General features: G+C 42.1%; 1 pseudogene. It reads right to left on the bottom strand.

Going from position 1 to position 378, the window contains the following annotated elements:
• Window positions 1–141: 141 nt before the first annotated feature.
• A pseudogene (locus ACTHS3_RS17210) lies at window positions 142–378 on the bottom strand (AsmA family protein); the annotation flags it as partial.

Raw genomic sequence — 378 nt, 5'->3', positions numbered from 1 at the left:
ATGTTGACTATATGGTTTGCCATCATTGTTGCACTGATTATTTATATGGTCATTCCTAAGTAAACATCTTATTTTGACAATGTATCTGATAAAAGGCCGTCTGAAACTTTTTGGGTTTCAGACGGCCTTCGATTTGAAAATCTAGCGCGGTTTGAGCCACTTCCATTGTTCTTGTATGGTTTCTTGCAGGGCTTTTTGTTTTTCTGCCGGTGTGTTCATGCCATTGGTCAAGCGGCTGTAATCAAAGGTAATGGAAGGGTTTTGTACGGTTCCGCCGATTTTGAGGGGAATCGGTTTGTTTTTAGGTTGCAGTACGTTGCTGATAAGCAGGTTTTCGGACAGCTTTTGGGTATTCAAATCGGTATAGCCGCTGCTGAC

The sequence above is a fragment of the Neisseria sp. P0009.S007 genome (assembly GCF_051962515.1).
Note: the sequence above shows the minus strand (reverse complement) of the source record. Positions and strands in the feature narration are given on the sequence as shown.